The 22,258-nt window shown below is 48.7% G+C and carries 21 protein-coding genes, 1 tRNA gene and 1 pseudogene; 12 read left to right on the top strand and 11 right to left on the bottom strand.

Annotated elements, in window-relative coordinates:
• Positions 1-94 precede the first annotated feature (94 nt).
• On the bottom strand, positions 95-1,117 hold the full coding sequence (locus RIF25_RS16415; protein ID WP_322879598.1) for a CsgG/HfaB family protein: 1,023 nt from the start codon (positions 1,115-1,117) through the stop codon (positions 95-97).
• Positions 1,118-1,330: 213 nt separating this feature from the next.
• Between RIF25_RS16415 and RIF25_RS16410 the strand changes: the two genes are divergently transcribed.
• On the top strand, positions 1,331-1,687 hold the full coding sequence (locus tag RIF25_RS16410; protein ID WP_322879597.1) for a DUF6464 family protein: 357 nt from the start codon (positions 1,331-1,333) through the stop codon (positions 1,685-1,687).
• A 14-nt stretch (positions 1,688-1,701) separates the two neighbouring features.
• Here RIF25_RS16410 and prmA read toward each other — a convergent pair whose 3' ends face one another.
• On the bottom strand, positions 1,702-2,625 hold the full coding sequence (gene prmA / locus RIF25_RS16405; protein ID WP_322879596.1) for a 50S ribosomal protein L11 methyltransferase: 924 nt from the start codon (positions 2,623-2,625) through the stop codon (positions 1,702-1,704).
• 35 nt (positions 2,626-2,660) lie between these two features.
• On the bottom strand, positions 2,661-4,241 hold the full coding sequence (gene serA, locus RIF25_RS16400; protein ID WP_322879595.1) for a phosphoglycerate dehydrogenase: 1,581 nt from the start codon (positions 4,239-4,241) through the stop codon (positions 2,661-2,663).
• Positions 4,242-4,432: 191 nt separating this feature from the next.
• On the opposite strand from serA, the gene RIF25_RS16395 reads away from it, so the two are divergent.
• Both RIF25_RS16395 and RIF25_RS16390 read left to right on the top strand, forming a co-directional pair.
• On the top strand, positions 4,433-5,590 hold the full coding sequence (locus RIF25_RS16395) for an AI-2E family transporter (protein WP_322879594.1): 1,158 nt from the start codon (positions 4,433-4,435) through the stop codon (positions 5,588-5,590).
• A 44-nt stretch (positions 5,591-5,634) separates the two neighbouring features.
• Positions 5,635-6,777, top strand: a complete 1,143-nt coding sequence (locus RIF25_RS16390; RefSeq protein WP_322879593.1) for a S49 family peptidase — start codon at positions 5,635-5,637, stop codon at positions 6,775-6,777.
• A 96-nt stretch (positions 6,778-6,873) separates the two neighbouring features.
• Here the strand turns inward: RIF25_RS16390 and RIF25_RS16385 are convergent, their stop codons facing one another.
• Complete coding sequence (locus RIF25_RS16385; RefSeq protein WP_322879592.1) at positions 6,874-8,373, bottom strand: glycoside hydrolase 100 family protein; 1,500 nt, start codon at positions 8,371-8,373, stop codon at positions 6,874-6,876.
• A 197-nt stretch (positions 8,374-8,570) separates the two neighbouring features.
• Between RIF25_RS16385 and RIF25_RS16380 the strand changes: the two genes are divergently transcribed.
• Positions 8,571-10,745, top strand: a complete 2,175-nt coding sequence (locus RIF25_RS16380; protein ID WP_322879591.1) for an HAD-IIB family hydrolase — start codon at positions 8,571-8,573, stop codon at positions 10,743-10,745.
• A 117-nt stretch (positions 10,746-10,862) separates the two neighbouring features.
• Here the strand turns inward: RIF25_RS16380 and RIF25_RS16375 are convergent, their stop codons facing one another.
• Positions 10,863-11,888, bottom strand: coding sequence for a DUF2325 domain-containing protein (locus RIF25_RS16375; protein ID WP_322879590.1), 1,026 nt, complete (start codon positions 11,886-11,888; stop codon positions 10,863-10,865).
• A gap of 256 nt (positions 11,889-12,144) precedes the next feature.
• Between RIF25_RS16375 and coaE the strand changes: the two genes are divergently transcribed.
• From coaE to RIF25_RS16355, 4 genes are all read left to right on the top strand, one after another.
• Positions 12,145-12,795 (top strand): dephospho-CoA kinase, encoded by a 651-nt coding sequence (gene coaE / locus RIF25_RS16370; RefSeq protein WP_322879589.1) that lies wholly within the window; start codon positions 12,145-12,147, stop codon positions 12,793-12,795.
• 330 nt (positions 12,796-13,125) lie between these two features.
• Positions 13,126-13,590 carry a DUF4079 domain-containing protein gene (locus RIF25_RS16365; protein ID WP_322879588.1) on the top strand — a complete coding sequence of 155 codons (465 nt, stop codon included), beginning with the start codon at positions 13,126-13,128 and terminating at the stop codon, positions 13,588-13,590.
• Positions 13,591-13,669: 79 nt separating this feature from the next.
• Positions 13,670-13,743 (top strand) — tRNA-Asp (locus tag RIF25_RS16360).
• 153 nt (positions 13,744-13,896) lie between these two features.
• Entirely contained in the window at positions 13,897-14,370 is a 474-nt protein-coding gene (locus RIF25_RS16355) for a tyrosine-type recombinase/integrase (protein ID WP_322879587.1), read from the top strand.
• 35 nt (positions 14,371-14,405) lie between these two features.
• Here RIF25_RS16355 and RIF25_RS16350 read toward each other — a convergent pair whose 3' ends face one another.
• Positions 14,406-14,576 carry a hypothetical protein gene (locus RIF25_RS16350; RefSeq protein ID WP_322879586.1) on the bottom strand — a complete coding sequence of 57 codons (171 nt, stop codon included), beginning with the start codon at positions 14,574-14,576 and terminating at the stop codon, positions 14,406-14,408.
• Positions 14,577-14,644: 68 nt separating this feature from the next.
• A complete protein-coding gene (locus RIF25_RS16345; RefSeq protein WP_322879585.1) occupies positions 14,645-15,067 on the bottom strand; it encodes a hypothetical protein in 423 nt (140 codons plus the stop codon).
• Between the two features lie 497 nt (positions 15,068-15,564).
• Between RIF25_RS16345 and RIF25_RS16340 the strand changes: the two genes are divergently transcribed.
• Entirely contained in the window at positions 15,565-15,882 is a 318-nt protein-coding gene (locus RIF25_RS16340; RefSeq protein ID WP_322879584.1) for a mediator of RNA polymerase II transcription subunit 4, read from the top strand.
• Positions 15,883-16,329: 447 nt separating this feature from the next.
• Here RIF25_RS16340 and RIF25_RS16335 read toward each other — a convergent pair whose 3' ends face one another.
• Positions 16,330-16,899 (bottom strand): 5-formyltetrahydrofolate cyclo-ligase, encoded by a 570-nt coding sequence (locus tag RIF25_RS16335; RefSeq protein WP_322879583.1) that lies wholly within the window; start codon positions 16,897-16,899, stop codon positions 16,330-16,332.
• Between the two features lie 47 nt (positions 16,900-16,946).
• Here RIF25_RS16335 and RIF25_RS16330 point away from each other — a divergent pair, with 47 nt between their 5' ends.
• A complete protein-coding gene (locus RIF25_RS16330; protein ID WP_322879582.1) occupies positions 16,947-17,099 on the top strand; it encodes a hypothetical protein in 153 nt (50 codons plus the stop codon).
• 48 nt (positions 17,100-17,147) lie between these two features.
• Here RIF25_RS16330 and RIF25_RS16325 read toward each other — a convergent pair whose 3' ends face one another.
• A complete protein-coding gene (locus RIF25_RS16325) occupies positions 17,148-18,791 on the bottom strand; it encodes an ABC transporter substrate-binding protein (protein WP_322879581.1) in 1,644 nt (547 codons plus the stop codon).
• Positions 18,792-18,806: 15 nt separating this feature from the next.
• Complete coding sequence (locus RIF25_RS16320; RefSeq protein ID WP_322879580.1) at positions 18,807-19,445, bottom strand: DUF2808 domain-containing protein; 639 nt, start codon at positions 19,443-19,445, stop codon at positions 18,807-18,809.
• A gap of 189 nt (positions 19,446-19,634) precedes the next feature.
• On the opposite strand from RIF25_RS16320, the gene RIF25_RS16315 reads away from it, so the two are divergent.
• Complete coding sequence (locus RIF25_RS16315; protein WP_322879579.1) at positions 19,635-19,859, top strand: photosystem I reaction center subunit IV; 225 nt, start codon at positions 19,635-19,637, stop codon at positions 19,857-19,859.
• Positions 19,860-19,913: 54 nt separating this feature from the next.
• Entirely contained in the window at positions 19,914-20,774 is an 861-nt protein-coding gene (locus RIF25_RS16310) for a DNA-formamidopyrimidine glycosylase (RefSeq protein WP_322879578.1), read from the top strand.
• Between the two features lie 491 nt (positions 20,775-21,265).
• Here the strand turns inward: RIF25_RS16310 and RIF25_RS16305 are convergent.
• Positions 21,266-22,144 (bottom strand): annotated as a pseudogene (locus RIF25_RS16305) (transposase).
• Positions 22,145-22,258: the final 114 nt, after the last annotated feature.

Raw genomic sequence — 22,258 nt, 5'->3', positions numbered from 1 at the left:
GCAATAACACCCTTAATCTTAATAAAACAGAATCACAATTCAGCATTATTTAACTGAGGATGAAGGCTATGACCTGCAAAAAGTTCGTGATCCCCTAGGGCGAGGCCGAAATCGGTTTGGCGACATCACCAACTTTTATACCGACTCCAGAGTTCACAATCCCGAGGGATGAGCGAGCATCCACCTCCGTTAAGGTCATTTGTCCGATGGGTTGCGTAATGGTTCGTAAAACTTGGCCATTGGTGGGGTCTTTGACCTCTTTGACAACCCGCTCGATTCGCAGTTTCATCCCTGGACGATAGCCATCATTCCCACCGCGGTTGAGGGTAATTTGCGCCCCCGTCACATCGGCAATGACCGCATTCAGAGAGGGTTGGACGGCTGGCAGGAGGCTAATTTTCTCGGCATTACTGTTGATTTCTGTCACCAACTGACTCACCGCTATCTCTGCTGCCCCACTCAATAAAGAATCAATATTATTGGTATTTGACCCGCCCCCAAATCCAGCCACAGACACTTGATTCTCCCGCTTGGAAGTTTGTCCCTCCCCTTGAGCTACAGCTAAAATCTCGGCAGTGCTGGTGCTAACTAAGCGGGCTGTGAGTTGGACAATGGCATTGGCCTTAGATTCATTCACCGAAACCGCAATGCCAACCCCCCCAAAGCCCCCGGATTGTTTTTGTTCGACGTTGAACTTCGTGATCGAACCTAAAATAACAACATCAACCCCAAGAATTCTACCGATTTGGGCTGCTGTTGCTGCATCCACCCGCCCCGCAGTCCCAAGATTTTGTTCTTGAATAATCTTTTCGATTTGACTACGTTCAACAACAATGAAATTGCCACTTTGAACCAGCTTATTGGTCAAGAGGTCACTAACGCCTTTAGAGGGGCCATAACTACCATCGCCACTGCCTAATCCTGCCCCAGTTAGACCAGTGCTGGCAAATTCAAAGTCTAAAACAGCAATCCGTCTGCGAGCAGGGTTGGGCTGCGACCAGGCCACGGTCTGATTAATGGCTAAGTTTGCACCAGTCACCCTAGGCAAATCAATTTGGAGTAGTGCTAAAGTCGTGGTCACTAATAAGCCAAATCCCATTGTTCTAGATATTTCCATTGGATCACGTCTGGGATAGATGTTCTAAAACCTAACCCCAGCATAAACCCAAAATCGCGGCACAATTATTGCCTAAGCCGTTGTTCACATTGATCAGAGACCCTTGGCCTGCGCGTCATCAAGTAGCAAGACGGCTGGGTTGTCAGACTGGGAAAAAAGAAATAACAAGGGCATAATGGCGTTTAATGAAAAGACCAGTTTTTGGCTGTTGACATGACTCCGGCTGACCTCCCGACTGAACTCCATCTCGTCAATCCCCGGCAAGTCTTAGGGCAAGTGTATTTGGATTGGACTCCCCAGCCAGGGTCTTACTTGGATCATCAGGGGCAAACCTATACGGTCTTGGAACGGCGACATCGCTATCAACTCCGGGCTGGCCGCTATCAACTGAATAAAATTGCCCTTTATGTGCAGACAGCCCCTGAGGATGGAGAGCGGCGGTTCGTCAATGGGGCCTGGGTAATTGGGGATAGTACCTGTATTTTTAACGCCCAGTCACCAATCCTACGCTGTGCGGTCAACCCAAGGGGGCCTTGCCAAGACTGTCCCTCCTATCAAGCCCAACTCTAACGCCCCCAGGCCAGCTATCCCATTTCGATTGCGCGCAGGGCATTTAAGCAGCACCAGTCATCCCGCCGCCAAACACTAGTAACCGTCCAGCCAATGCCCTCCAGGGCCGTAGTTACCTCGGGAGCTTGGGACAGCAGCAAGCCGCTAAAAATCCCCCAGGCCCCCGGCTTTGTCACTCCATTTAATTTCGGCACTAGAGAGATAATCACATCCGCCAAAATATTGCAGATCAGCCCATCAACGGGTTGAGGAATTGTTTCAATGCTCCCCTCCGCAACAGACCACTGCTCCGGTTTGAGATGATTGAGGGTAAAATTCTCCTGGCTGGCCTGTACCGCTAAGGGATCTAAGTCCAGGGCATAGACAAATTCTGCTCCCAGTAACAAAGCAGCGACGGAGAGAATCCCACTGCCACAACCAACATCGGCTAAGGTCAAAGCTCCCAGGGGTTCAAAGGTATCATCCAGTTGCATTTCCAAAGCTTCCAGACAAAGCTGTGTAGTTTGGTGAGTGCCCGTGCCAAAGGCCATGCCTGGATCGAGGAGAATTAAAAATCGCTCATGGAGTGGGGGTGTCGTTAACCAGGCCGGGCAAACCAAAAACTTCTCACCAATTTCCTGAGGATGCCAATATTGTTGCCAACTGTGGGCCCAGTCTTCTTCATCCACCAACTGCCATTGCAACCGCGGCGGGGCCTGGTTTAACCCCATCACATCCTGTTGCACCCAAACCCCTAAGGCCGAAATATCCAACAAACTGGCCTGGTGATGGGGCAAATAGGCCCGAATAGTTAAGCCGGTACTGGCCTGGTATTCTGTGGCCATGCCCTGGCAGCCAAAGGTTTGCAGTCGCCAATAGATGGTTTCTTCCGCAAGTTCCCGTTGTTCCGAGTTAACTGGCGGCACTGTGACCTTAACTTCCCACCAGCGACTAATCACGGCGCAAACCTACGGCTTAATCAGCAAACCTTGACTTATAAATTAACGATATAGGCATCCCGAATCCCAGAGACCTTAGTAATTTCCGTCAGCAGGCCCTCCGGTAAGGGGTCATCAATACTGAGCACCATCACCGCATCGCCCCGCACCAGTTTCCGCCCCACCTGCATACTGGCAATGTTGACATTAAAACTCCCCAAAAGTGAGCCAATTTTACCGATAATCCCCGGCATATCCCGATGTACGGTCAGCAACATATAACGAGTCGGCGGCACATTAATCGGAAAATCATCAATACTGGTGATCCGTAACTCATCGGCCCCCAACAAGGCCCCCGTAACAGAGCGAGTTTCCAAGGGCCCCTTGGCAATTAACTGCAATGAGCCTGTGTAGTCCCGTTCATCAGAATCCCGTGTTTCCACCACCCGGATACCCCGCTCCTTGGCTTCCAGGCCAGCATTGACATAATTCACCCGCTCCCGTAGGGCTGGAGAGAGCAATCCTTTCAAAGCAGCAATTACAATCGGTTGACTATCGTTAGTGGCTAATTCACCCTGTAACCGAACTTCGAGGGACTCCACCCGCCCACCGGCCAACTGCCCAACCAAATTCCCCAGGGTTTCCGCCAGTTGCATATAGGGGGTGAGCTTTTCCAGCACATCTGGGCGCAATCCCGGAATATTCACCGCCGACCGGGCCGGCAAACCCAGCAGGACATCCCGAATTTGTTCCGCTACATCAATCGCCACATTGGCCTGGGCTTCTTCGGTGGAGGCTCCGAGGTGGGGGGTCAAAATGGTCTCCAGGCCCAGGTCTTTCAAGGGGGATTCCCTCAGGGGTTCCGTTTCAAACACATCCAGGGCCGCCCCGCCTAATTTTCCCGCTTTTAAGGCAGCCGCCAAGGCCGCCTCATCAATAATCCCACCCCGGGCGCAGTTAATAATCCGGCAAGTGGGCTTCATCTTGGCTAAGGCTGCGGCATTAATTAAATGCTGGGTTTCCGGGGTTTTCGGTAAATGGAGCGTAATAAAGTCAGATTCTGAGAACAACACATCCAACTCCACCAACCGACAGCCCAACTGCTCTGCCCGCTCAATCGAAAGATAGGGATCGTAAGCTAAAATCCGCATTCCCAACGCCCGCGCTACCGTTGCTACATGGGAGCCAATTTTCCCCAAGCCAATCACCCCTAGAGCTTTCTTATACACTTCAACGCCGGTAAATGGTTTGCGCTCCCAGGCCCCGCTTTTCAAAGAGACATTGGCATCGGGAATGTGACGGGCTAGGGACAGCATCATCGCCAGGGTATGTTCCGCCGCTGCAATTGTATTGCCTTCTGGGGAGTTAACCACGACAATGCCTTTGCGCGTCGCCGCCGGGACATCCACATTATCCACCCCCACACCGGCCCGACCAATAATTTTGAGTTGATTGGCCGCCGCGATCACTTCCGCCGTGACCCTGGTTCCAGAGCGGATCATCAAGGCATCATAGCCAGGAATAATTGCCACTAATTCCGCTGGAGATAAATTCGTTTGGACATCCACCTGGGCCACTTGCGCCAACAAATCTAAACCCACCTGTTCAATCGGATCGGAAACAAGAACCTTTGGCATAATTTTTGGTTGAAAATTAGTAAATGAGTAGTGTTTGACAGGATTTGGATTTGGCCTGGCAACGGCTGGATGGCCCAACATGACATTTTAGCAAACAGTGTCCCGCTCCCACGGACTGAAGTTCGCCTAGAAGGTTGCCGGAAGGGTAATAGGCTGGTGAATAATAAGAGCAGTCCTTTTGGAGTGTGGTCATGGCCCAGTCCCACGGCTTTAATTGGTGGCAGCAGCTATCGTTACCAACGCGTCTGTTAATTATTGGTTTAACCGGGCCGATCATTACCCTGAATTTTTGGGCCTTTGCTTCAATTTCCAGTTACTTTGGCACCTTGGTCGGTGTTCTCGTCCTCGCCTCGCTCCTGGCCTTTATTCTGAATTACCCAGTCACCTGGATTGAATCCCAAGGGAATTTACGGGGGCCAGCCGCCATTGTTGTTTTTCTCTTGACTTTGTTAATTCTGGCTGGCCTGGGTGTGACCTTAGTGCCGGTGGTCTTGAACCAGGCCCAGCAATTGGTTGTCCGCTTACCGGAGTGGGTCGGTTCAGGGCAGCAGCGGCTCTTAGAGTTTGGTCAGTGGTTGGATACCTTAAATTTACCGATCACTGTCGATGTGGATGCCCTTGCCAATCAACTTCTGGAGCGCCTCAAAGAACAACTCCAGGCCGTAGCTCGGGAAGCCCTCAATCTCCTCCTCGGAACCGTCAGCAGTGTGGTTGATGTAGTTATTAACGTGATTCTAACTACTGTTTTGACCTTCTATCTCCTTCAGCATGGGGATGAACTCTGGGATAGTCTCGTTACTTGGCTTCCTAGTCCCATGCGTGGGCGCACCTCCCAAACTATTCGCAGTAGTTTTCAAAATTACTTTATCGGGCAACTGATTCTGGGGACGTGCATGGGGGTGGGCCTGGTGAGTATTTTCCTATTTCTGAAGGTTCCCTTTGGCCTCCTCTTTGGGATCACGATTGGGATCATGGCTCTGGTTCCCTTTGGCGGCACGGTGGGAATTATTGCTGTGACCTTACTCGTGACTTTACAGGATGCTTGGCTGGGGCTACGGGTCTTGGCGGGGTCGTTTATCTTGCAGCAGATTTTAGAAAACCTCATTGCCCCCCGGATTATTGGCAGTGTCACCGGTCTGAATCCAGTCTGGGTGTTTCTGGCGATCTTAGCTGGGGCCAAGGTGGGCGGCCTGTTGGGAGTGGTGGTGGCTGTGCCGATTGCCGTAGTCATTAAAACCGCCCTGATCAGTCTGCGCTCCCGTTGGGATGAACCCTTAGCGGCCCCCGAAAGTCTAACCCCCACTGAGGCAGACCCCATCGGCCGTGAGGGATTATCCCCGCTATCTTAGAGGAGGTTTCCCTCTTTTATTGACGTTGATATGTAGGACACCCCATGAGTAAGTCTGGCGACCCATTACCCCCCTTTTGGCCAACTACCCTCCGACAAATGAGCAGTATCTTCTTTGGCACCTTCAGCTTGTTTATGAGCTTGGCGGTGATTGGCGCAGGTTTAACGGTCTTGATTGTGATTTTAGGCTTGATACTCGGGGGCGACCAGGCCAAGGACAGCGATCCCTATGAATTCATTTCCGGCACAGAAAGCAGTCAGCAGCGAATTTTAAAAATTAATATCAACGGCCCCATCCTCGGTAGCCCAACGGAGGGGAATGATCCCTTTAACTTTGGCAGCTTGATGGGGATTACCTATGGCTATGACATTCAGGCAGACCTCAAAAAAGCCGCTGATGACAAAACCATTAAGGCCGTCTTCCTGGAAATCACTACCCCCGGCGGCACCATCTTTGGCTCCCAGGCCATCTATGACGGCATCAAAGCCTATCAGGAAAAAACAGGTCATCCAGTCTATGCCTTTGTTGAGGGACTGTCAGCCTCTGGGGGCGTCTGGGCCATGGTGGGGGCCGATAAAATTTATGCCGACTATGGCAGCTATGTGGGCAGTATTGGTATCTTGGGGCCAAATCTTACCTACTACAATCAACCGACAGCGATTAACGAGGGCTTACTTGGCGGGGGCGTGACCACCACGGGCGGCATTGAATCAGTCACGATTTCCGGGGGACGGGGCAAAGATCTCGGCAATCCCTTTCGGCGGCCAACTCCGGAAGAACTGCAACAACTCCAGGCCGGTGTGGATCAGGAATACAGCAATTTTGTCAACCATGTCGCCCAGGCCCGGCAGATTAAACCGGAAACCCTCCGCACCAAAATGGGGGCGATGATCTTTGGCAATCAGCAGGCCCAAGCCTATGGCTTAATTGATGGCACCCGTAACCGCCCCCAAACCCTAGAAGCCCTGGCTAAAGCTGCCAATATTCAAGGTGACTATGCCCTCGTGCGGATTCGCCCGGATCGTCAATCCCTCCTGAGTCAACTTTTAGAAAGCAGCCAAACCTCCATCAAGGAACAACAGGCCTGGTTAAATGCCCAAACTTGCACCCTGACCCAATATCGGGCGCTCGCCTACTACGGAAACCTTCATCAACACTGCCAAACCCTACCCCCAGCCCAGCCCTAGGCCATCATATTATCGAGACTGTGATGAGCAACCCTGCTAGGGTGATGATGATTAACTGCCCCCAAGTCGCTTCTGACATTCCTTAAATGAGTCACCCTATCCTGCTTGCAGTTCTTGTTTTTGCCGAATTAAGGAGCCCAAGGAGGGTAGGTTCATAATCTGTTTATCTGCGGATTTGCGAATGAGGAAATGCTCCGATAATAGCAGGCTAGTAATCGTCCAAGTTTGATAGGCTCTGGCCTGTTGACCAATCCAAACCCCGGTGGGCCCGTCAAAATACTCGGCCCATTGTTGTTCCGGTAAACGGGATAAAAGGGTTTCGTAACCGTCCTTGAGGAGACGATGATAGGCATAACTGTCGGCAACTAATTCATCAGTGGGAGATTCTTGCCGTAAGATCGCAATGACTAAAAACCAAAATAAACAGGGCCAATGCCCCGCATTGTGATAACACCAGACCTTATTTTTCGGATCGTAACCCGTTTTATTCCGCCAATCCTCATCATCTAAGGGGGGATGGCAAATCCGCAGCGGCATTTCGGCAAAGAGTTCATCGCGGTTGCGCGCAATGAGATGAAACAGGGCTTTCTGTTGGGGGCGGGGCAGCAGGTCAAAAATCGCTGCTAAACAATTACCCAAGGTGAAAAACCGAAAATCTAGGCGACCCGTCCGAACATTACCAATCAAATAGCCCCCTTGATCCCCCAGCCAAGTTTGCAGCCAGTGGGGAATGGTTTCAGTGCGAATATTGTACTCATTGACAATTTGATCCCCATACAAATCGGTCGGGCGGCGGCGGAGAATTTGGACAATCCGGGAATTGAGCCAATAATGTTTGAGGAGATAGCGGCGTAAGCGAATTGCTAAATCTAAAGACTGCTCCACCTGCTGATGTTCCTCATCCTGAAGTTCTCGCCCTCGCCCCTGTAATATTAAATGGGTTGTACTCAATAACGCCCCATACAATAACACCTGAATTTCTAAGGGCGCGCCCCAAACATCTAAAGGACGATCAATCATAAACGCACCATCGGGCACGTGCAGGGTAGGGGCTTCCCGAAACCCTGGATGTAAAATCAAGCGCAAAAACTGTTTTAGTCCCTGCTGGACTGTTTCTTGGGCTGCCCATCCCCAATCCTGAGTCCACTGGCAATACACCTGGGCCAAAATTAACCACCACAACGTCGCATCCACAGAAACAACTCGCCCAATCGCCCGTTGCCCATAATCCGCGGTCAGTTTTGTGGCGGACACATGAAAACTGGTGGGAAAAATACCGGCAGTCTGGGGCTGTTGACTTTGTAAACTCAGGCAAATATCGAGAAAATTCCGGACAATTTCGGGACGATCATCCACCAAAAAATAGAGCATGGAGGGGACATTATCCCGAATAAACACCTCCGTATAGTTCAAATCTTGACCAGGAATTGAGACAGATACCTGACCATTACTGTAGTTGCGAACTTTTTGGGGAAGTGCGGCAATAGTACCAATGGGTTTGCCCTGGAAATAGACCAGAGCCTTGTTATAGAGGAGGTGGCGGGCAGCTTCGAGGATGTCCTGGGAGGTACTGGGTAAAGAGGCGGTGGGAGACATTCAATAATTGTCCAACAAGACAGCGGAGGGGCCTGGCTTTATTCTAAGAGGGGAAGTCGTTTCATCTGGAGAACTGCAGCTCGCATGGGCGGATTATATTCAGCTCAGGAGTATCTTGATCTTTGGTCAGAAAGCCGGTGTGGGCATCACTGGCCCTCTACCCCCTGAGCAACATGCTGGCAGCGGTACTATAAATCATGATCCAAGACCATCCCCTTTACCTCGTGTTAATCAGTGTCCATGGTCTGATTCGAGGCCAAAATCTGGAATTGGGGCGAGATGCAGATACGGGGGGACAAACCAAATATGTGGTAGAACTAGCCCGAGAACTGGCTAAACATCCGCAAGTGGCCCAAGTGGATTTAGTGACGCGCCTGGTGGATGATCCCAAAGTTAGCCCTGACTATGCCCAGGCCATGGAACCCCTCTCAGAAAAAGCCAGAATTATCCGTTTAGCCTGTGGGCCCCGCCGTTATTTACGCAAAGAAGTTCTTTGGCCCTATCTCGATGTCTTTGCCGATGAATTATTGAAATATCTCCGGACTCAGGCCCATAAACCCAGTGTGATTCATAGTCACTATGCCGATGCCGGCTATGTGGGCTGTCGGGTTGCGGGTTGGTTGGGTGTGCCATTAGTCTTTTCAGGTCATTCTCTCGGCCGAGTTAAACGGCAACGGATGCTGGCTCAGGGGGCTAAGGCGGATGTCATTGAGGAGCAGTTCCATTTTGCCACCCGGATTGAGGCCGAGGAAAGTACCTTAGGCAGTGCGGATCTGGTCATTGCCAGTACCCACCAAGAAATTGAAGAGCAGTACCGTCAATACGATCATTATCGGCCACAGCAGATGGTGGTGATTCCCCCAGGCCTGGATATTAGTCGCTTTTATCCCTACAACCGGGATGATGTTTTACCCCCGATTCCAATCCAGGCCGAGCTAGAGCGGTTTTTACTAGAGCCGGAAAAGCCGATGATTTTGTGTTTGTCCAGGCCAGTACCCAAGAAAAACGTGGCCGCTTTGGTGAAAGTTTATGGGGAAGATCCAGACTTACAGGCCCAGGCCAACTTAGTTTTAGTGTTGGGCAACCGCCAGGACATCGCCAAAAGTGAAACGGGCCCCAAACAGGTCTTAACAGAGTTACTCCTGCTGATTGATCGCTATGACCTCTATGGCAAAGTGGCCTATCCCAAAACCCACCAGGCCGATGATGTCCCCGAACTCTATCGTTTAGCCGCCCGCTTACATGGGGTATTCATCAATCCCGCCCTGACGGAACCCTTTGGCCTAACCCTGATTGAAGCCGGGGCCTGTGGTTTACCGATTTTAGCCACGGCCGATGGGGGGCCACGGGATATTATTGCCCATTGTCACAATGGCCTGTTGTTTGACCCACTCAACCCGGAGGACATTCGCCAAGCCCTGCACCAAGCCCTCAAAAACCCAGCACAATGGCAGGTCTGGTCAGCCCAGGGAATAGCTGGAGTCCGCCAACACTATGCTTGGACGAGCCACGTTGAACAGTATCTCCAACAAATTCGCCAGCTTTCCACCAGCACCAATATTTCTCTCCTCAACCCTGTCCGCCAACTCCTCACCCTCACCCCGCCCCCTCCGGTTCGCCATCACCTTTTAGAAACCGATCGGATGTTAATTAGCGATATTGACAATACCTTGCTGGGAGATCCCGAGAGCCTGCGGGAGTTAATTGCAGCCCTAGATCAGGATAAAAATCTGGGGTTTGGAGTCGCCACAGGCCGCCATCTCGAAAGTGCCATTGAAATCTTGGCTGCCTGGGCTGTCCCCTGGCCGGATGTGTTTATTACATCTGTAGGTAGTGAAATTTATTACGGGCCCAAACTCACCCCCGATACCAGTTGGAAGCACCATATCAATTACCGTTGGCGGCCCGATTTAGTCCGACAGGCCATGGCTGACTTTCCCGGCATTACCCTACAAGCCCCAGAAAATCAACGTCCCCATAAAATTAGCTACCTAGTTGATCCTGATCTGGCCCCCACCCTAACCCAAATTCTCCGCCACCTCAGACGACAAAAACTCCATGTCCAAGGCATATATTCCCATGAGCAATTTTTAGACCTACTGCCCCTGCGCGCCTCCAAGGGGGATGCCCTCCGCTACTTTGCCCTCAAATGGAACTTTGCGATGGGAAATTTAATCGTGGCTGGTGATTCTGGCAATGATGAACAAATGTTGATGGGCAATACCTTGGCTGTAGTGGTGGGTAATCACAGTCCTGAATTGCAGAAACTCAAAAAACACGACAGCATCTATTTTGCCCAGGCCCACTATGCTGGGGGAATTTTAGAAGGGATGGCCCATTACGGCTTTTTAGAACCCCCTCAAAAACTCTAGTTTGAGAATCTGACCGAGCACTACCCTAGAACCCTAGAAATCCCAGTAGTATTGCTGATCAACCTTTTTCTGTAGGCTCCCCCTAGCCGCATCTGAGTAATTCAATCCATGCAAGGCTTAGGACGCAAAGCGTTGGGCCAGCAGGCGAGTTTTCAGGCCGACTTCAATGGCTTCCAAGCAGCGAATCATTCCCGTGGTGTTGATCATCTCAACGGTTTTGCCACATTTTTCAGCCGACTTCATCGCCTTCTCCGTCAGTTTATGGCTGGCATATCCGGTGACAACAATAACTAAATCAGCGGAACTCACGTGAGATTCAGCTTGCTCCATCAACTGGGGGCCGGCCTGGGCCGTACACCACACCAAGGTCACACCCGAGTCTCTCAGGCGATTGCGGACTGCCGTTTCTAGGCGATCATGCCCCCCAAAGACCACCACTTTTCCGGCCAGATCACTATAGGGATTGGGGCGCTTATCCGAGGGACGATGCCGGACTTTAGGCTGAATTTCGTAGGGCCGTTCAATCTTAGAGCGATTGTCTAAGGCTTTGTGATAGATAAAGTTCAAGCTATTTTCATAGGAACCGCGCATTTTTGCTACTGCCCCTTCTTTACTGAGGGAGTTAATCCGATCCATCAGGGCCATGACGATCTCGTCCAGGGCGTTAATCGCTTTCAAGTCTGCCACGTAGCCCCGAATCGCAATGGCCGCATCTGTGGCGGTAAAAAAGTCATCCTGCTCCTCAATCATCTCCAGTAAGTCCTCTTTGAGTTGTCGCCGCCAAGCATTGAGTTGTTCACTGGTGCGCTCGTTGAGGAGTCTTTCTTCATTGAGAATAATTTGTTGCTCGACATTAAGCACTGCCAGGGTAGGGGCATCGGCAATTTTCTCCCGGAGTTCTGCTGCTTTTTCCTGGAGTTTTTTGTAATTGATGCTGTCGGTAAATCCCTGTTCTGTAAAGACTTTCAGGGATGATTCTACCTGTTCTAGGAGCGGCTGGAGGCGTTCACGAATTTCCTTTGTGGCTCGCTCAATCTGTTCTTCCCGTTCCTGCTGGAGGCGGCGTTCTTCCATTTCAATTTTGGCCAGGGATAACAAATCCTGGACGGATGCTTCCACATCATTAATATCGGGTAGGGTCATGATTTATCCTCGATAGTATTTAATTGTTTCAACTAATTTAGGTAATCACTGGCGTTCTTCATTAATAAAAATCCTCCGAATTGCGCTGGGATTCCCGGCTAACAACTCAGACGACTTTGTAAATGAATTTATTGTCAAGAAATAGTTTCTACTACAGCTAGTGGAGAGTATGCATTGACCATAGCAGGGTAGATAGAATCAAGACAATCTATCGGTATTTTATCTTAAGTTAGCCGGTTTGATTTCGCCTGTGAAGATGTCAGAGTCCGCAAGGGGTAAGGGTTTTAACAAAACTGTACTGGGAATTACCGGCGGCATTGCCACAGGTAAATCAACCGTTGCCCACTATTTAGCCCAGGCCCATGCTGTCCCAATTCTGGATGCTGATGACTTGGCCCGGAAGGCAGTCGCCCCTGGAAGTGAGATTTTGCAAAGGATTCAGGTGCATTTTGGCCCTGGAGTCCTAGATCAGCATGGGGCATTACGGCGGGAAACCCTAGGAAATCTTGTTTTTAACAATCCGCAAGAACGGCAATGGCTAGAGTCCCAAATTCATCCGTTTGTCCGTCAGCAACTGATCATCCAGGCCCAGGCCTTGTTAGGAACTCATGACCAAGTTGTGATGGTGATTCCCCTATTATTTGAGGCAGCAATGAGGGATCTGGTGGATCTGGTTTGGGTTGTAGCCCTCGCCCCAGAGTTACAGTTAAGTCGCCTCATGGCACGGAATCATCTCACACTTGACCAGGCCATAGCCCGAGTCCAAAGCCAAATGCCACTGTCAGAAAAAATCAAGCAAGCTGATTGGGTTTTCGACAATCAGGGGACACTAGCAGACCTATACCAACAAATTGACCAGGCCTGGGGCCATGTTGGAGCTTTTATGACTAAGGTCAATAATCAATAAGAATATCCTCACCAGGCAGCGGGGCCAGACAACCGGAATGGAGCAATTGTTGACATACTCCACCGCCCTATAGCTTGCGTGCAGAGCAAGACGGTTTTTTTCAAACGAGGAAGCTCTACAGACCCAGGAGTTTTCGATGAGCCACTTTTGTACGGTTATTATCTCCCTACAAGATAGGAAATAGAACTTACTTTTTCTGCCCCACCTGGTCTTGCCTGAAACCTCTTTCTCTCACTTGGCGGCAGCTGTTTACTGATCTCAAACTCGGGTTATGATAAGTTTTATTACAGTTTTGACCCTTCTGCCGATTCCCATTTGGGATTGAAAACTATGAACCTTGATCCAACTCTGAAAACGCTCCTTACCTTTGCTCACCCTGTTTTGATGTGGGTTTTGTTGGGGTTAACCCTCTATGCCATGTACTTGGGAATTCAAATTCGGCGGACAAGGACAGCAGACAAGGATGCTAAAAAAGAACTGATCCAGGCCAAATATAATCTTCGACATCACCAAATTAGCTCGATCCTGCTGGCATTTATGGTTTTAGGTACCATTGGCGGCATGGGCGTGACTTACCTCAATAATGGCAAACTGTTTGTCGGCCCCCATTTACTCGTTGGCCTGGGTATGACGGGGGTGATTGCTATTTCGGCTAGTTTGACACCATTTTTGCAAAAGGGAAACGATATTGCTCGCTACAGTCATATTTTTTTGAACATTGTTTTAACGGCTCTCTTTGGTTGGCAAGCGGTGACAGGAATGCAAATTGTCCAAAAAATCCTCACAGCCGCTTAGGCTAGTCTTGGGCGCAACAGCATTTGACAAAGCTCCCCATTTATCGCAATACTAAAGATCGCCTAATTTAACCAACCAAGGGACTGTAGTTCAATTGGTTAGAGCACCGCCCTGTCACGGCGGAAGTTGCGGGTTCGAGCCCCGTCAGTCCCGTAAAAGAACAATCTGAGACAGTCTGAGAATGTCTATAAAGCCCTGCTGTATAAGCATTAGGGCATTACTTTTAGTCTTGGTCAGTCTCATATTGTCTAACATAATCTAAGCTATCTGAGGGTAGTATCGAGGGTAGTTCATGCAGTCTCAGATATGGCTACCCACAAACTGACTGACTTGCTTTGTAGAACAGCAAAGCCAACCGATAAGACTCAAAAGTTAGCAGATGGCTATGGGCTTTACTTAGAAGTCACTCCCAAGGGAAGTAAGTTATGGCGGTTCAGGTATCGCTACGAGCGTAAATTTAAGCTGATCAGTTTGGGCATTTACCCCTTTGTCACCTTATCCGAGGCGCGGGCGGCACTAGCAGACTGTAAACGGCTTTTGGATCGGGGCATTGACCCCTCTAAGGAGCGACAAGCTACTAAAGCAGCTAAGGTTGCCAGTGAATCCAGTCGCTTTGAGGTTGTCGCTAAGGAGTGGTTCAGTAAGTTTCAATCTCAGTGGGCAGAGAGTAGTGCCAAGGAAAATTTACGGCGTTTAGAGCATGATATTTATCCGTATCTGGGCGGATTAGGCAAGGTTGCGTTCATTGTTCATTCTCCAAGTGTTCTAGGGGCAATTTAGCGGGGGATATTAGCCCATCCCCAGGGGCATCTAAACTATTGCGGCGTATCTTCTAAAACTTCAGGTGGTGGCAGACATTCAAGACAATCCCAGTATTCAGATTCGTGGCTGTCATCAAACATGAATTGTTCACGGTCTAACTCAGCGGCGGCGCGTTCCTCATCTTGTTGCTCACGAAGCTGATCCAAGTATTGCGAATAAGTCATTACCTTGCTCCTAAATGATTGAAATTCTGTTACTTGAGAGAGGCTAGGAGCTTCCCCATTAGAGCGTTTTAGGCTCTTACATAATCGGCTAAGGAGTTGTAGCCGAGATGGTTTAAGACAGCATAACCATGCTTACAAACCCCTTTATTAAAGGCTTCCATTTGGTTGTTGTAATCTTCACAACCGCAAGTAATATTTTTCTCAATAATCAAGACATCGTAGGCAGTGTCTTTAGTTCCATTGCGAACTTTGAAAGTGTTAGGAACGAATAAGTTAGCGGTGACGGTTAAGGCTTTGGCCCCAGCTTTGCGGAAATCTACAAACATTTGCTTAAAGGATGCTTTAGAAATGAAGCGGGAGAATTGCCCTTTAGTGTGGACGTAAACGCAGTTAAACCAGACTTGAATCTGTAAACCTTGAAACCGTTTGCCAAGGATACGGGCGGCGTTAGCGGCGGTGTAGATGAGGTCAGTAGCAGATTTAGTGGTCATAATTGAAAAGCCTCTTAGTGGGTGATGGGAAGGTGTTGCTTGGCGGTAGTGCCTTCTCTTTGCAATTTATTGCATATCGTAGTATACATCGAATTATAAGCTGTTTTAGATTAGGGTTTATTATCGGTGTACATCGAAAACGCCTAAATATGCTTATATGGATGTGTACCTAATCCATATCCTTTAGAAGTGTCCAGAAAAATAAACGAGCGCAGCCTAAAAAATCTTGCTGACAGATCTGCCCCAGATAAACCTGGAGAGACAGCGGCGGCAACGGTACGGCTACGAAAACAAGATGTTGATTGGCTTAATACTTTGCCTGAAGGTCGCAGCTACCACGCAAGGCAAGCTATCAAGCTATATCGGCAAACATTGGAGCAATCATTAGACTCCCCAAGTAAAACGACCGAGGGCTTGGATGTTGCCACTGTGGGGACTGGCAATGCAGCAGCTCCATCAGTTCAAAAACGGGTGCGTAAACCCAAGGGAGAAAGCTAATGAGTGATGTGATGACTGCCAGTGAAGCCAAGCAGATCATGGACTTGCTGCAATCCATTGATAAGAAGCTGGATGTTCACATTGTTAAAACGGAGGAGCAATTTAAGACGGTCAGGGCTGAAATTGCCATCGTCAAGGCTGAGATAAAAGCTCTTGATGACAAGGTTGATAGCCTACGCTCTGAACTTCGGGATGACGTTAACGAGCTTCGTACTCAGCAACGCTCTACTGATGGGCGGCTATGGGCTTTCATTGTGGGACTGGTGACGCTAGTAGGTAGTGGAGTGATTAAAGTCCTATGGTTTGACCGTGCCTAAAAAAATACCCAGGTGAGGGCCTGGGTTATTCAATAACAAACAAATTTCATTGGTGATCGTCCCATGTTTGAATGAACCTTCAAACACTGACAACCAAATAAAGGCTGACATCCTCAACTGTCCATACCAGTTCTGGGGCTGGTAGATGAAACGCCTAAGACAGGGAATTTAACCCCGGCAGTATCTTAAAAACTCTACTCTCCTATCTTCCCAAGCAAAACTTTTTGAGGGTAGATGTGAGGGTAACTACTCAGTCAATCTCAATGGGAATCCATATACAGCAATACTTATAGACTTTAGTTTTACGGTCACCAGTCCGTTCTAATCGACATACACAGGGGAGCTAGATTTTCCCCATCAAAAAGGCAGATAATACCCGCGATCTAAAATTAGGATTGAACCTATTGTCTGAGATAACCTCTCATCTCCGGATTCTAGATGTCATGACTATGGCGTAAGAATAGCTGTTTCTTGATCAGAGCAATAACCATTTAAGGGAATATCCCAGGCCTGGGTTGGTAATATCTCCACACAAGCCGAATCAAAGACAATCCCCAAGGTTTTAACAGATTGCCAGGCCGGTTCCGCCAACATCCGGTCATAAAAGCCGCCCCCATAGCCTAACCGATAGCCTCGCCGATCCACCGCCACACAGGGAACTAAGATTAAATCTACTTCTGCCGCTAAAATCACCGGAAAATCGGCTGGAGGTGTGAGAATCCCATAGCGATCTGGGCGTAACTGCAGTGCTTGACCAGGCCAAAACCGATGCCAAACTAAGACCTGACCCTGAGTCCGTGGTAAGCCCCATTTTTTACAGGTGTTGTAGGTCTGAAATAATCCGCTTAAATCTGGCTCCTGTTGGTGGGGGATATAAGCAAGAATGGTCAAGGCTTCGATAAACCAAGGGAGGGCCTGGATGCGCTGACAAATTTTCTGACTTTTACTTTGCCAAATATCCCTCTCTAGGGCCTGGCGTTGTTGAAGGAATTCCTGGCGAAGTTTATCTTTACTCATGAGGGGTTAGTCTCTCTACGTTGCCTCATTAACTCAATCCAACAACCATGCCAGAAAATCAGCCCCAGATTCCAGGCCCCAGGCCCGCTGAGAGCATCACCAGCAACGAATCTGAAAAAATTCTCTGTCCCCATTGTTTACGCACCGCGACAAACGGAATTAAATGTCAGGGAATTTGCGTGGCAGATAGTGATTACTAAGAGAGAAATGGATTTTATCAGAACCTTACTGATCAGTAATTCAGTCATTTATTGGCTTGAAGGTGATGCGGCAGGCAGTGTTCTTTGGGTTAAGGGGGAAAACAAAAACTGTTGGGTTTGATTTAATTGTGCCCCTTGGACGGTGTTACGGACAAAGAGATAGGTTTCATTTTGCCAGAGGGGAATAAAAGGAACTTGTGCAGCGGTGAGTTCTTGGAGGGCCTGGAAAATCTGGCGGCGGCGACTGGGATCCGCTTCTTGGCGACTTTGGTTAATCAATTCATTGGCTTTGGGACTATAAAAAAACGATCCCCAAGATGCACTGGCCCCCACCTGACACCCCTGTTGTAAATTTCCCTCTTCACAAGTCAGAAACGGCTCTAGATAGTTATCGGGGTCATAAAAATCTCCATACCAATCCAGCATTACGAGGGGATAAGCACCTGTGTCTAAGTTGCGGTAAATGGTGGCAGATTCTGTACTATCCAACTCCACTCGCACGGCTGCCCCCAAATCCCGTTCCAAAGAGGCCTTAAACACCGTTGCCGCCAAGACATTACTGGGAATATTGGCCCGATACCAGAGATTAACCACTAAGGGATTAGCCTCTGAAAACCCCGCTTGCTTTAGCCATTGTCCTGCTTCTGCTGGTGTACCCGTGCCATAAAATTGCTCAAACACAGGTTGACTGGCGGGAAAAATAGTCGGAATCAGGGAATAAAGAGGCAGGGCCTGGCCAAGAAAAACTCGTGCTTGGAGACGTTGCCGATTGATACTGGCAGCCAAGGCCTGGCGGGCCCCCAGTTGATTCCAAGGGGGTTGGCGAAGGTTAATCGAGAGTAAAGAAATGACATTCCCCGGCCCCCGTAAAACCTGCCATTGTCCCTGGGCCTGCTCTCGAACTAGCACTTGAACTTGATTCGGATCGAGGGGGGGGGTGGCCAGATCAACAGTTCCGGTGCGAAAGGCATTAAAGAGATTGGCACTACTGGAAAACACTTGAATATCTACGCCTGAATTACGGGGCGATGTTCCCCAATAGTCTGCAAAAGGAGCCAAACGCAAGGCATCACTGCGATAACTGACTAGGCGATAGGGGCCGGTTCCGACAAAGGTTGTTGGGTTAAATTCTCCTTTGCCCATTCGATAGGCCTGGGGTGAAACCGCACAGAGACCACTGAAGGCGAGTAATTCGGGAAAGGCAATAAAGGGTTCCTTGAGGTGAATTTCTAGCTCATACTCCCCTGTGGCTTGGATTTTGCTCACGCGTCCGGCCAACAGTCCTGCGGGTTGTCCCCCATTGTCCATAAACCGTTGCAGAGAAAAGACCATCGCCGCCGCATTAAAGGGTGTGCCATCGTGAAACCGTACCCCTTGTCGCACTGGAATCCGATAGATCCGCCCATCTGGACTGATCTCAGGCATTTGGGTGGCTAATTGGGGTTCCAGGGTGACACCATCGGCTCCATAGGCATAGAGGCGATCCCCCAAATTGGTCAGCAGGTTTCCAGCTAGGACTTCATAGGCATCGGCCGGGTCGAGAGTCCGAATCCGCGAGGTAGTGCCAATGACAATTTGCTGGGATGGCTCGGCCGGGCCTGGGGATAAATTAATGTTCTGACAGCCCCAAACCAGGCCCAGGATGAAAATCCCCAAAAACCACTGCCAATATCTACGGGCAAAAAACTGCAAGGGGACGATAACTCCCTAAAACAACAGGCCGGGATTACGAAACTGAAGCCGGGCGGTGCCGGTCATATTGCCAATTACCTTTTCACCCAGGGGATAAACCGTAACCCCAAATAAATATACCCCAGGTACAGTTGGATTCCGGGTCGCAGTCAGAATAAGGGTAACTTCTTGGCCGGGTTGAATGGCTGGCTCAAGCAGAAACTCATTGGTGCGGGCGGGTGTATTGGGTACTTGCGTAATGGTAATCGGGCTGGAGCTACCCTTGATGAGAGCTTGATTCAGGCCGGGTAAAAATTCAATCGTGCTATTGCCTGAAATTTGCTTAAACTGAACGCGACTGAGGGGAACTAGGCTCGTGGCGGGGACGACGAGGGTAAAGTAATATTTGGGGCGAAAGGTAAATGTGATTGGGTCATAGGTCTTGGCCCCAAGGAACTGGGGGATTTGATTAAAAAAAACCGTCCCATCGGCAAACTGACTGACCGGGGGAAGTTCTGCCTGAAGTTGGGCTATTGAAGGATGAGAGGCTTGGGCCTGGGCAACGTTCAAGGGATATGCCGGCCAAATCAGGCCAACGCAACTACCCCCAGCCAGAAGCAGCAATAGCCTTAGCCAGTCAGATGTCCAGGCCCAGTTCCTTGACCCATTCGCCATAGTTGTTCTAATAACGTTCTTCTATCACGGAGTTATTAACCTGCTTTCAGAATACTCCAGGCCTGAGTTTATCGGGTTAGGCAGGCTGATTCTGTAAACCTTTATGAAACCTTGCTACAACAGATCTCAGATTCCTACCCAGCCATAGTAGGCTTATAGCTATTGATCCGTTTTAATAAGGATAGATTCATGGTTCAACGTGGTTCTAAGGTAAAAATCCTACGTCCAGAGTCTTACTGGTACAATGAAGTTGGTACGGTCGCGTCCGTGGATCAAAGTGGGATTAAATACCCGGTGATTGTCCGGTTCGACAAGGTTAATTACACTGGCTTCAGTGGCAGTGCTAGTGGTGTGAATACCAACAACTTTGCGTTGACGGAAGTTGTCGAAGTTGAAGCACCCAAGAAAAAATAACCACAATCCCTCTCAATTGCTCAATACCTTAGCGAGTCTGTTGGGTTAAGCCCTGTGCCGGAACTGCCTGAAGTTGAAACGGTACGTCGTGGTTTAGCAGAATTGACCCTTGATGTTCCGATTTTAGGGGGAGAAGTTCTCTATCCAAAAACAGTCGCCTATCCTCTTGCTCCTGATGAATTTATTTCAGGATTAATTGGGCAATCCCTCCAGGCCTGGGAGCGGCGGGGAAAATATCTCATTGGCAAACTCAATCCAAGGGGCTGGTTAGTTGTCCATTTACGGATGACGGGCCAGCTTTTTTGGTTGTCCCAAGACATTCCTATTGCCAAACATACCCGGGTCAGGCTCTTTTTTGAGTCAGGGCAGGAACTCCGCTTTGTGGATCAACGCACCTTTGGGCAAATGTGGTGGCTCCCGGATCAAGCCTTATTACCGGAGTTGATGCCAACCTTAGCCGGCCTGGGGCCAGAACCCTTGGGGCCAGATTTTACGGTCTCTTATTTAGCTGGAAAACTCCAACAGCCCCGTAAACCGATTAAAAACGCCCTCCTTGACCAGGCCATGATTGCGGGGGTTGGCAATATCTATGCCGATGAAGCCCTATTCCTAGCCCAAATTCATCCCCAGGCCCGCTGCTGTGATCTCACCCCTGTCCAAATCCAAACCCTCCACCAAAAAATCAAAGCCGTCTTGCAATTAAGCCTTGCGGTTGGAGGGACAACCTTTAATACCTTTACAAGCCTAGAAGGAATTAATGGGAACTATGGAGGCCAGGCCTGGGTTTATGGGCGCAGAAAAGAACCTTGTCGAATCTGCCAAACTCCGATTCAACAAATACGCTTAAGTGGTCGCTCGGCCCATTTTTGCCCCCAATGTCAGCCAGTATCAGGTTATGAAATCTTTAAGAATTGAGAATGATCAGAAATTTATTCTTGCTATTATTCTTCTCACCTTAAATACTATAGCAAACAGTAATGATTCATGAGATTAGCTCAAGATTATTTGTGTCTGATAAATTTTGACTTAACCCTAGGCTTAAAGAAAGGCCAATCCTTACCAAAGGCAGCGATGATCAAACAGTCTCACAAATGAAGACGGATTGCTATATGCGTATTGATATTACTGAGATAAGTTTTTTGGATGTTTTCTGAGACACGCGGGGAACTAGTTGTAAAGCTGTAAAGTCCATATGCATTGCTCCAGAAGCGTTGAACCAAGACATAAGACTTAACAAATCAAGCGATAAAAACCTCTGGCATCCAATCAAAGCTCCAATAAACAATGAGCATTTTCGACTGAGTTCTATAGCGTTACGCAGACTGTTCTGAGAGAGTAGAAATGTCAAAAAGACTACTCATAAAGCATTTTCTGGCTTGCCCCCATCTCACCCTAAATGAGTAACGCTATAGTTGTAAATATCGAAATTTATCTAATAAAGTACGACCATAGCAAACAGGAATATCTATCAACTTCAAGATGAGATATAAAATCAGAATCATATAAATTTGTATCGTGACACCATTCACATTTTTGATAATCAGTCTATCTAGGGATAAATGCATCTTCTGCGAACGAGCTTTGCTCTATAGAAACTTCCAAAGATTTTCAATTTCCCATCTTTGATGATAAAATTCGCTAACCTCTTCATCACTCAAGTCTGGAACATTGGTCGCTAAACGAAACTCGACCCCACTATCAATATCATAAAATCTAATAACTCGATGGCGATGATGATTAAGCTCGGTTTTCATATTATCCCTAATTCGCATTAAAAATAATGTTTTTGTCTGACTTAGCTGCTCTAGAAAGTTCCAATCCATAAAACCTCTATTCATAATTGCTATCGCATTGTCTGGAATCAGCATCAGAATTTCACTGTTGAAATAAGCATCATGATCTTGACCAAAGTTAATCCTGCATGCACTTGTACTTTCTTGCGTTAAATTATATCCAGTCATCAGCTTTACCTGATGGTATCCTTGTTACCCAAATAGCTGGCTTGTCAAGGTGATGACGGTTGAATCAATCGGGAATAGCATCTGCTCTCAAGCTGGATTCTTGCGTTTGACGTGCTGAATCAGATGAGCATAAATCCGATGAAAGTATCCATCCTGACGGTGTTTATTGGCTTTTGAAAATGTGGACATATTAACGTTTATCCCTGCTTTATTCGGACGATAAAACAAGGCTCGCATACTCGTTCAACTCTGGTCTAGGACATACGTTAGCCGGGTTTGGAAAAATAATTGCGAGTTTAGAACCGGATCATCGTAACCGCTCAGTTACTTCAAAATGGATTTGACGATCTTCGGAAATGAGGGCATAATAATTACACTTTTATTTTTTACAGCATATTCCTCGCTAAGTTGGTACACTTTTTCTGAAGCTGTGTCAAA

The organism is Pseudocalidococcus azoricus BACA0444, assembly GCF_031729055.1.
Classification (GTDB): Bacteria; Cyanobacteriota; Cyanobacteriia; order Thermosynechococcales; family Thermosynechococcaceae; genus Pseudocalidococcus; species Pseudocalidococcus azoricus.
The sequence above is the reverse complement of the archived record's forward strand: the minus strand, read 5'-3'. Positions and strand labels throughout refer to the sequence as shown.